Raw genomic sequence first — 11,613 nt, 5'->3', positions numbered from 1 at the left:
GCCGAGCGGCAGCGGGTGCTGCTCGACCTGGTGCGCCGCAAGGTGGCCGCCGTGCTGGACTACGTCGACCTCGACGAGGTGGAGCCCTCCCGAGTCTTCAAGGACCTCGGCTTCGCCTCCATCACCGCTGTCGAGCTGCGCAACCAGCTCAGCGCCGACATCGGCGTACTGCTGCCCGCCACCCTGGTCTTCGACCACCCGACGCCGCTCGCGCTCGCCGCGCACCTCGACGAGGAACTGTTCGGCGCCCGGCCGGACTCCGCGGCGCCCGTGGCCTCCCGAGCCCGGCTCGACGACGACCCGATCGTGGTCGTCGGCATGGCCTGCCGCTACCCGGGCGGCATCACCAGCCCCGAGGAACTGTGGGACCTCGTCGCGAACCGCGGCGACGGCATCTCCCCGCTCCCGGCCGACCGAGGCTGGGACCTCGCCAAGCTCTACCACCCGGACCCGGACCACCCGGGTACCTGCTACGCCCGCGAGGGCGGGTTCCTGCACAACGCCAGCCACTTCGACCCCGGCTTCTTCGGGATCTCCCCGCGTGAGGCGCTGGCGATGGACCCGCAGCAGCGGCTGCTGCTGGAGACCTCGTGGGAGGCGCTGGAGCGGGCGGGCATCGACCCGGCGTCCCAGCGCGGCAGCCTCACCGGTGTCTTCGCCGGCGTCACCTACCAGGACTACATCGGCATCCTCGGCGCCGCCAAGGACAGCTTCGAGGGCTACATCGGAACCGGCAACTCGCCGAGCGTCCTGTCCGGCCGTATCGCCTACGCCCTGGGACTGGAGGGCCCGGCGCTGTCCGTCGACACCGCCTGCTCCTCGTCGCTGGTGGCCCTGCACCTCGCGGTGCAGGCGCTGCGGCAGGGCGAGTGCGACCTGGCGCTGGCCGGCGGTGTCACCGTCATGTCGACGCCGGGCTCGCTGATCGAGTTCAGCAGGCAGCGGGCGCTCGCCGAGGACGGCCGCTGCAAGCCGTTCTCCGCGGACGCCGACGGAGCGAGCTGGGCCGAGGGCGTCGGCATGGTCGTCGTCGAAAGGCTGTCCGACGCCCGCCGCAACGGACATCCCGTCCTCGCCGTCATCCAGGGCAGCGCCCTCAACCAGGACGGCGCCTCCAACGGCCTGACCGCCCCCAACGGCCCCTCGCAGCAGCGGGTCATCCGCGCCGCGCTGGCCGGTGGCGGGCTCACCCCCGCCGACGTCGACGTCGTCGAGGCGCACGGCACCGGTACGACGCTCGGCGACCCGATCGAGGCACAGGCGCTGATCGCCGTCTACGGCCAGGACCGGCCCGAGGACCGTCCGCTGTGGTTGGGCTCGCTGAAGTCCAACATCGGCCACTCCCAGGCGGCGGCCGGTGTCGGCGGCGTCATCAAGATGGTCATGGCCCTCCGCAACGGTGTGCTGCCGGCCACGCTGTACGCCGACACCCCGACCTCCGAGGTCGACTGGTCCGCGGGCACCGTACGTCTGCTGAACGATCCGGTGCCGTGGCCCGAGACCGGCCGACCGCGTCGCGCGGGCGTCTCCTCGTTCGGCATGAGCGGCACCAACGCGCACGTCGTCATCGAGCAGGCCCCGCACGAGGTTCCCTCGGACGCCGGCACCACCGGTGACGAGCACGACCCCCGCCCGGCGCTGCCGCTCGTCCCCGTCCCCGTGTCCGCCCGCACCTCCGACGGACTGCGCGCCCAGGCGGGCAGGATCCTCGCCCATCTGCGCGACCACCCCGGCGCCCGGCTCGCCGACCTGGCACTGTCCCTGGCCGCCACCCGCACCGCGTTCGAGCAGCGTGCGGTCGTGCTCGCCGCCGACCACGACGGCCTGGAGGACGGGCTGCGCGACCTCGCCGAGGACCGCATGGTCAGCGACGTCGTCCGCGGCGTCGACCGGCGCGGCACCGGACCCGTGCTGGTCTTCCCCGGCCAGGGCGCCCAGTGGGCCGGCATGGGCCGTGAACTCCTCGACACCGCACCGGAGTTCGCCCGCCGTATCGCCGAGTGCGAGCAGGCGCTCGCGCCGTACGTCGACTGGTCGCTGACCGCGGCCCTGCGCGGCGGCCCGGACGCCCCCGACCTCGACCGGGTGGACGTCGTCCAGCCCGTCCTGTGGGCCGTCATGGTCTCCCTCGCCCACCTGTGGCGCTCGTACGGCGTCGAGCCCGCCGCCGTGGTGGGCCACAGCCAGGGCGAGATCGCCGCTGCCGTCGTCGCCGGTGCCCTGTCGCTGGCGGACGGTGCCCGCGTCGCCGCCCTGCGCAGCAAGGCCATCACCGCCATCGCCGGCGACGGCGGCATGATGTCGGTCCCGCTCCCCGCCGACGAGGTGCGCGCCCGCCTGGAGCCGTACGGCGACCGGCTCGCGGTGGCCGCCGTCAACGGCCCCGGCTCGGTCGTCGTCTCCGGCGCCGCCGACGCCCTGGACGCGCTGTTCGCCGAACTGACCGGCGACGGCGTCCAGGCCCGCAAGGTCGCCGTGGACTACGGCAGCCACTCCGGCCACGTCGAACCCATCCGCCAGCAGGTCCTCGACGCTCTCGCCGACCTGCGGCCGACGCCCGCCGCGATCCCCTTCCGCTCGTCGGTGACCGGCGACTGGCTGGACGACGACACCACGCTGGACGCCGCGTACTGGTACACCAACCTGCGGGAGACCGTCCGCTTCGAGGATGCCGTCCGAGGCCTGCTGGCCGCCGGCCACCGCGCCTTCATCGAGGTCGGCCCGCACCCCGTCGTAGCCTTCGGCCTCCGCGAGACCATCGAGGACGCCGCCGCCGACGCCGTCGTACTCGGCACCCTGCGGCGCGACCAGGGCGGCCTGGCCCGCTTCCTGACCTCCCTCGCCGAGGCCCACGCCCAGGGCGTCGACGTCGACTGGCACAGCGTCTTCGCCGGTACCGGCGCCCGCCGCACCGACCTGCCGACGTACGCCTTCCAACGGCTGAGGTTCTGGCCCGAGCTGCGGGACGCGGACGCCGTCGCCGAGGACGGCGCCGGGGTCTCCGACGAGGTGGAGAGCCGCTTCTGGCAGACGGTGGAGGAAGGGGACCTCGCCTCCCTCACCGCCACCCTCGATCTCGGCGGTGACACCCCGCTGCACGAGGTGCTGCCCGCGCTGTCCGCCTGGCGGCGCAACAGCAAGGAGCAGTCCACCGTCGACAACTGGCGCTACACCGTCGGCTGGACCCCGCTCACCCAGGACACCGCGGCCGCACCCCCGTCCGGCACCTGGCTCCTCGTCGCACCCGTCGCCGGTCACCCCTTGGCGGACGCCACCCGGGAGGCACTGGCCGACCGCGGCGTCACCGTCAGGGTCGTCTCCGTCGACGGCGGCGGCCCCGACGCCGACCGCGAGGGTCTGGCCGGCCTGCTGACCGCCGCGCTCGCCGCCACGGACGGCGCGCCCGCCCTGGAACCGGCCGACCTCGGCGGCGTGCTGTCGCTCCTCGCTCTCGACGAGAGGCCGCACCCCGAACACCCGTCGGTGCCCGCCGGCCTCGCCGGCACGCTCACCCTCCTCCAGGCCCTCGGCGACCTCGGCATCGACGCACCCCTGTGGTGCGCCACCCGCGGTGCCGTCGCCGTCACCGCCTCGGAGACCGTCCTCAGCGCGCCGCAGGCCCTCGTCTGGGGCCTCGGCAGGGTCGCCGCCCTCGAACACTCCGACCGCTGGGGCGGTCTGATCGACCTGCCCGCCGCCCTCGACCGCCGGGCGGGCGACCGGCTGTGCGCCCTGCTCGCCCGGCCCGACGGCGAGGACCAGACCGCCGTACGCGCCTCCGGCACCTACGGCCGCCGCCTGCTGCGCGCCCCGCTCGCCGGCGCCACCCCGCCTGGCGAGAGCTGGCGCCCACGCGGCACGGTCCTGATCACCGGCGGCACCGGCGCGGTCGGCGGACACATCGCCCGCAGGCTCGCCTCCCTCGGCGCCGAGCACCTGCTGCTCACCAGCCGCCGCGGCGCCGACGCGCCGGGCGCCGCCGAACTGACGGCGGAGCTGACCGAACTCGGCGCCGGCCGCGTCACCCTCGCCGCCTGCGACGTCGCCGACCGCGACGCCCTGCGTGAGCTGATCGACTCGATCCCTGAGGAACACCCCCTCGACGCCGTGCTGCACATCGCCGGCTCCCTCGACGACGGCGTCATCGACGCCCTCGACCCCGGCCGGATGCACCCCGTGCTGCGCACCAAGGCCACCGCCGCGGTCAACCTGCACGAACTGACCGCCGACCGCGACCTGTCCGCCTTCGTCCTGTTCTCCTCGACGTCCGGCACCATCAGCGGACCCGGCCTCGGCAACTACGCCCCCGGCAACGCCTTCCTGGACGCCCTCGCCCAGCAGCGCCGCTCCCTCGGCCTGCCCGCCACCGCCGTCGCCTGGGGCCACTGGGCCGACGGCGGCATGGGCGACGGCGCGGTCGGCGAACGCCTGCGCCGCTACGGCGTCTACGACATGCAGCCCGAACTGGCCTGCCAGGCCCTCCAGCAGGCACTCGACCACGGCGAGACCTACCTCGCCGTCACCGACATCGGCTGGGAACGCTTCGCACCCGCCTTCACCGGCTCCCGGCCCAGCGCCCTGCTGCGCGACCTGCCCGATGCCCAGCGCGTCCTCGCCCCGGCCCACGGCACCGCCTCCGGCCAGGCCGCGGGCGACGCCTTCGGTGGCGAAGGCGCCGAAGGCGACCGGCCCGCGCTGCGCCGCCACCTGGCCGGCCTCGCCGCCGACGAACGGGCCGACGCCGCTCTCGACGTCGTCCGCGGCTACGTCGCCACCGTCCTCGGCTACCCCGGGCCCGAGGCCGTCGAGCCGACCCGCGCTTTCAGCGACCTCGGCTTCGACTCGCTCAGCGCCGTCGAACTCCGCAACGGCATGAACAAGATCACCGGACTGCGGTTGCCGGCCACGCTGGTCTTCGACTACCCGAACTGCGCCGAACTCGCCCGGATGCTGATCGGCGAACTTGGCGCACTGGGCGAACTCGGCACGACGTCCGAGGACGGCGACCGCCTGCCCGCCACCACGCGGCCCGCCGGGGCGTCCGCCGCCATCGCCGACGACCCGATCGTCATCACCGCGATGAGCTGCCGCTTCCCCGGCGGGGCCGACACCCCCGAGGACTACTGGCGACTGCTCGCCGACGGCACCGACGCCATCGCCGGGTTCCCGGCCGACCGTGGCTGGGACGTCGACAACCTCTACCACCCCGACCCCGATCACCCCGGCACCTGCACCGCCCGCGAAGGCGGATTCCTGCGGGACATGGCCGAGTTCGACCCCGCCTTCTTCGGCGTCTCGCCGCGTGAGGCGCTGGCGATGGACCCGCAGCAGCGGCTGCTGCTGGAGCTGGCGTGGGAGGCGTTCGAGCGTGCCGGGATCGACCCGACGACCCTGCGCGGCTCCCGTACCGGCGTCTTCGCCGGCACCAACGGCAACGACTACACCCCGCTCCTCGTCGCCTCCGGCGAGGACGTCGGCGGCCACCTCGGCACCGGCAACGCGGCGAGCATCGTCTCCGGCCGCGTGTCCTACACCCTCGGCCTGGAAGGCCCCGCGGTGACCGTGGACACGGCCTGCTCGGCAGCCCTGGTCTCCCTGCACTTGGCGGTGCAGGCGCTGCGGGCGGGAGAGTGCGACCTTGCGTTGGCCGGTGGTGTGACGGTGATGTCGACGCCGGGTCTGTTCCTGGACTTCAGTCGGCAGCGTGGGCTCGCGTCGGACGGTCGGTGCAAGGCGTTCTCGGACGCGGCGGACGGGGCCGGGTTCTCCGAGGGCGCGGGTTTGGTGCTGGTCGAGCGGCTGTCCGACGCCCAGGCGGCGGGCCGCCCGGTCCTGGCGGTGGTCGCCGGTTCGGCGGTGAACCAGGATGGTGCCAGCAATGGTCTGACGGCGCCGAACGGTCCCTCGCAGCAGCGGGTGATCCGGCAGGCGCTGGCGGGTGCCGGGCTGAAGCCCGCGGATGTGGATGCGGTGGAGGCGCACGGCACGGGTACGACGCTGGGCGACCCGATCGAGGCGCAGGCGATCCTCGCCACCTACGGCCAGGACCGTGAACGGCCGCTCCTGCTGGGGGCCGTGAAGTCGAACATCGGGCACACCCAGGCCGCCGCAGGTGCCGCCGGTGTGATCAAGATGGTGCTGGCCCTGCAGCACGGCATGCTGCCGCGCACCCTCCACGCGGACGAGCCCTCATCGCACGTCGACTGGTCCGCCGGGTCGGTCGAACTGCTCGCGGACAGCGCCGACTGGCCGCGCGTCGAAGGAAGGACGCGCCGCGCCGGTGTGTCGTCCTTCGGCCTCAGCGGCACGAACGCGCATGTGGTGCTGGCGGAGCCGCCGCCGGTCGAGGCGGAGGCCGAGCCGGTGAGCGCTCCGGCCGACGGTGGTGTGGTGCCTTGGGTGGTGTCCGGTCGTACGGCCGCGGCGCTGCGGGCCCAGGCCGGTCGGCTGGCGGAGTTCGTGACCGGCGACGAGGCACTCGGCGTCGCTGAGGTCGGCAGGTCGCTGGTGCGGTCGCGGTCGTTGTTCGAGCACCGGGCCGTGGTCTGGGGAACGGACCGTACGGAGTTGCTGCGCGGTCTTGAGGCGGTCGCTTCCGGTGAAGAGGCGGTGAACGCGGCCACGGGCACGGCGCGTCGCGATGCGCGGACCGCGTTCCTGTTCGCCGGTCAGGGCTCGCAACGCCTCGGCATGGGCCGGGAGCTGTATGAGACGTACCCGGTCTTCGCGGATGCCTTCGACGCGGCCTGCGCGCACCTGGACACCGAACTGCCGTGCCCGCTGCGGGAGGTGGTGTTCGGCGGCGACGTCGATCCGCTGAACCGGACCGAGTTCACCCAGCCCGCACTGTTCGCCCTGGAAGTCGCCCTGTTCCGACTGCTGGAGTCCTGGGGCCTGCGGCCCGACGTCCTCGCCGGACACTCCATCGGTGAGATAGCTGCCGCGCATGCGGCCGGAGTGTGGTCGCTCGCGGACGCCTGCCGACTGGTGGCGGCACGGGGCCGGTTGATGCAGGTCCTGCCGGCCGGCGGTGCGATGGTCGCGCTCCAGGCCACCGAGGAGGAGGTGCTGCCGTACCTGGACGACGCCCGGGTCGGGATCGCCGCCGTCAACGGCCCGCGATCGGTTGTCGTCGCGGGCGCGTCGGAAGCCGTCGAGGAGGTCGCGGACCACTTCCGCGCCCAGGACCGCAAGGTCACGTCCCTGCGGGTCAGCCACGCCTTCCATTCCCCGCTGATGGAGCCGATGCTGGCGGACTTCCGCAAGGTCGCGGAGAGCCTGACGTATGAGCGTCCGAAGCTGCCCCTGGTCTCCACGGTGACCGGCAAGGCGGCCACCGCCGACGAGTTCATGTCCCCGGACTATTGGGTGCGGCACGTGCGTCAGCCGGTCCGTTACGCCGACGCCGTGCGCACCCTCGCCGAACAGGGCACCGGCCGCTACCTCGAACTCGGCCCCGACGGCACCCTCACCGCCCTCGCCCAGGCATCCCTCGACGACTCCGGGACCGCGGTGCTCGTACCGGCGCTGCGCAAGGACCGGCCCGAGGCGCCGGCTGCCCTCGCCGCGCTCGCTGCCCTGTTCGTGCACGGCGCCGACGCCGACTGGCGCACGCTGACCGGCGGCGGCCGGGGCCCGACCCCGAGCCTGCCGACGTACGCCTTCCAGCGCCGCCGCTACTGGCCCAACCTCACCGGCGTCACCCTCGGCGACCTCGGTTCGGCGGGCGTCGGCTCGGCCGGGCACCCGCTGCTGGGCGCCGCCGTACGCGTGGCAGGCAGCGAGGAGGCGCTGTTCACAGGGCGGCTCTCACTCAGGACGCACCCGTGGCTGCGCGACCACGCCGTGACCGGCACCGTCCTCTTCCCGGGCACCGGGTTCCTCGAACTCGCCCTGTGCGCCGCCGGACAGCTCGGCTACGACCGCGTCGAGGAACTCACCATCGCCGCCCCGCTGATCGTGCCCGAGCGCACCGGACGACTGGTCCAGGTCAGGGCGGGCGCGCCCGACGAGTCGGACACCCGCACCGTGGAGGTGTACTCCCGTGCCGAGGACGCGCTCGACACCGACCCGTGGACGCTGAACGCCAGCGGCTCACTGGTCGCCGGCCCGGCGCCGGCCGACACCTCGGCCCCCGACGCCGCGGCCCCCGACCTGACCGCATGGCCGCCGCCGAACGCCGAGGCCGTCCCGATGGAGGGCTTCTACGACCGGTTCGCCGAGGCAGGATTCGCCTACGGGCCGGTGTTCCAGGGACTGCGTGCGGTCTGGCGACGAGGCGACGAGGTGTTCGCCGAGGTCGGACTGCCCGACGAACACGAGCGGCTCGCGGGCGGCTTCGGCGTCCACCCGGCGCTCCTGGACTCCGCTCTGCACGCGATGATGTTCGTGTCGCTGGCCGACGCCGGACAGGGACGGCTGCCGTTCTCCTGGAGCGGAGTGTCGCTGCGCGCGTCCGGCGCCCGGGCACTGCGCGTGCGGATGGTGCAGGCCGGTCCGGAAGCCGTCGCCCTGCATCTGGCCGACCCGACGGGCGGCCAGGTCGCCTCCGTCGAGTCGCTGCTGCTGCGGCAGGTCTCCGGCGACCTCGCCGCCCGTGCCGAGGCCGACGGCCACCGCGACGGCCTCTTCCAGGTGGACTGGACGAAGGTGTCACTGCCCGAGCAGGAGGCCGGCGCGTCGGCGGTGGTCGGCGCCGCGGACCTCGCGCCCGGCGCACTGACGTACCCGAGCCTGGCCGAGCTGCCCGCCGCCGTCCCCGCGACCGTGCTGTTCGCCGCGGGGCCCGGCCTGAGCGGTGAGGCCGCCGACGCGGCGGACGCGGCCCGTGCCGCCACCGGCCGCGTCCTGGACGCCGTACGCTCCTGGCTCGCCGACGAGCGGTTCGAGCAGTCCCGGCTGGTGATCGTCACCGAGGGGGCGGTCACGCTCGACGCGACGGCTCCGGATCCCGCTCTGGCCGCGGTGTGGGGCCTGGTACGGGCCGCGCGCGCCGAGGCGCCCGACCGTTTCGCCCTGGTCGACACGGACGGCACCGACACGTCCCGCGCCGCGCTGGTCCGGGCCCTCGCCTCGGGCGAGCCCGAACTGGCGCTCCGCGACGGCGTCCTCCACGCGCCGCGCCTCGCCCGCGTCCCGGCGGGTGGCGGGCTTTCGCTCCCGGCCGACGAGCCGGCCTGGCACCTGGACAGCGTGGCGAAGGGCACCCTGGACAACCTGGCTCTGACACCGTTCCCGCAGGCCACGGCCGCGTTGACGGAAGGACAGGTCCGTATCGCCGTACGAGCGGCGGGAGTCAACTTCCGCGACGTGCTCAACGCCCTCGGTATGTACCCGGGCGAGGCGGGTCTGCTCGGTGGCGAGGGTGCGGGTGTGGTGACCGAGGTCGGTCCCGGTGTGACCGGGCTCGCCGTCGGCGACCGCGTGATGGGCATGTTCCCCGGCTCCTTCGGGCCGGTGGCGGTGGCGGATGCGCGGACGGTGGCCCGGGTTCCTGCGGGGTGGTCGTTCGCGCAGGCGGCTTCGGTGCCGATCGTGTTCCTGACCGCGTACTACGCCCTCACCGAGCTGGGTGGCCTTGAGGCCGGGGAGTCGGTGCTGGTGCATGCGGCGGCCGGTGGTGTGGGTATGGCTGCCACGCAGCTGGCACGGCATCTCGGCGCCGAGGTGTTCGGTACGGCGAGCGCGGCTAAGTGGGACACGCTGCGGGAGCTGGGTCTGGAGGAGGCGCACATCGCCTCCTCCCGGGACACCGACTTCGAGGCGGCGTTCCTGGCGGCGACCGGCGGTCGTGGCATGGATGTCGTACTGGACTCGCTGGCTGGTGAGTTCGTGGACGCGTCGCTGAGGTTGCTGCCGCGTGGTGGACGTTTCCTGGAGATGGGCAAGACCGATGTCCGGGACGCGGACGCGGTGGCTGCCGAGCACCCGGGCGTGACGTATCGCGCGTTCGATCTGTGGGATGCCGGTCCGGCGCGGATCGGGGAGATGCTGGCCGACCTGGTCGCGCTGTTCGAGGCGGGCGTGCTCAAGCCCCTGCCCGTCACGTGCTGGGATGTGCGGAGCGCCCCCGAAGCCTTCCGGTATCTGTCGCAGGCCCGCCATGTCGGCAAGGTCGTGCTCACGGTCCCGGTGCCGCTGGATCCGGACGGCACGGTGCTGGTGACCGGTGGTACCGGTGGTCTGGGTGCGCTGGTGGCCCGGCACCTGGTCACCGAGCACGGCATCCGGCACCTGCTGCTCGCCAGCCGCCGCGGCCTGGAAGCCCCGGGTGCCGGCGAACTCGTCGCCAAACTCATCGAGTTGGGCGCTCAGGTCGAGGTGGCGGCCCTGGACGTCGCGGATCGTGCGGCGCTGGCGGACATGCTCGCTGCCGTACCCGCCGACAAGCCGTTGACCGCCGTGGTCCACACCGCGGGCATCGTCGACGACGGCGTGGTCGCCGCCCTCACCACGGACCGGCTGGCCAAGGTCATGCGCCCGAAGGCCGACGCGGTGGCACACCTGCACGAGCTGACTCGCGACGCCGACCTGTCCGCGTTCGTGGTCTTCTCCTCGGTCGCCGGTACGTTCGGCAGCGCGGGCCAGGCCAACTACGCCGCAGCCAACGCCTTCCTCGACGGCTTCGCGGCCCTGCGCCGGGCCGCCGGACTCCCCGCGGCGTCCCTCGCCTGGGGAGCATGGGAGCCCGGCACGGGCATGACCGCCGAGCTGACCGAGGCGGACCTGCGACGCATGGCACGCGGCGGCATGCGGCCGCTCACCGCCGAGCAGGGCCTCGAACTCCTCGACACCGCCGGGCTCGTGTCCGCCGCGGCTCCCACGCACCGGGCGTTGCTGCTGCCGGTGAACCTGGACCTCCAGGCGCTGCGGGCGCACGCCGAGGCCGTACCGCCGCTGCTGCGCGGCCTGGTGCGGGCACCGGCGCGACGGGCAGCTCAGACGGCGGCCGGAGCCGGAGCCGAGCGGCAGGACCTCGGTGCCCAGTTGGCGGCGCTCGCGCCGGCCGACCGGGAGCAGTACCTCGTCGACCTGGTCTGCGCCCAGGCGGCGGCCACCCTCGGCCACGCCTCGGCGGACGAGATCGAACCGGACCAGGCGTTCAAGGAGCTGGGCTTCGACTCGCTCACCGCCGTCGAACTGCGCAACCGGCTCAACGCGGCCACCAGGCTGCGGCTGCCGGCCACGCTGGTGTTCGACCATCCGACGCCGACGGTGCTGGCGGCGCAACTGCTTCAGGAGATCACCCTGCCGGAGGCGTCCGGCACGGGTGCGGGCGAGGGCCCGGGCGAGGCCGCGACAGCGGTGCCGCTCCTGGTCGAACTGGACCGGCTGGAGGCCGCGCTGGGCGCCGCCGCGGTCGGCGGGGACGACCACGCGACGATCACTTCCCGGCTGCAGCGGCTGACGGCGAAGTGGCAGGACATGGCAACGAAGGGCAGCGGTGCCGGACACGACAACGGCACCGGCTCCGGGGAATCCGGAGCGGCACTCGCCGACGTGGACGACGGAGAACTGGACTCCGTCGAGACGGCGGACGAGCTGTTCGACCTGATCGACAAAGAACTCGGGATGTCGTGATCAGCCGCGGGAAACCGTTGGCATCGGCTCAGG

General features: G+C 74.0%; 1 protein-coding gene. It reads left to right on the top strand.

Translation table 11 applies throughout. From position 1 onward, the window contains the following. Positions 1 to 11,580: type I polyketide synthase (locus POF73_RS43470; RefSeq protein ID WP_443049753.1), on the top strand; the 11,580-nt coding region annotated here is incomplete at its 5' end. Positions 11,581 to 11,613 lie beyond the last annotated feature (33 nt).

The sequence above is a fragment of the Streptomyces sp. HD genome (assembly GCF_028369295.1).
In the GTDB taxonomy this organism is placed as follows: Bacteria; Actinomycetota; Actinomycetes; order Streptomycetales; family Streptomycetaceae; genus Streptomyces.
Note: the sequence above shows the minus strand (reverse complement) of the source record. Positions and strands in the feature narration are given on the sequence as shown.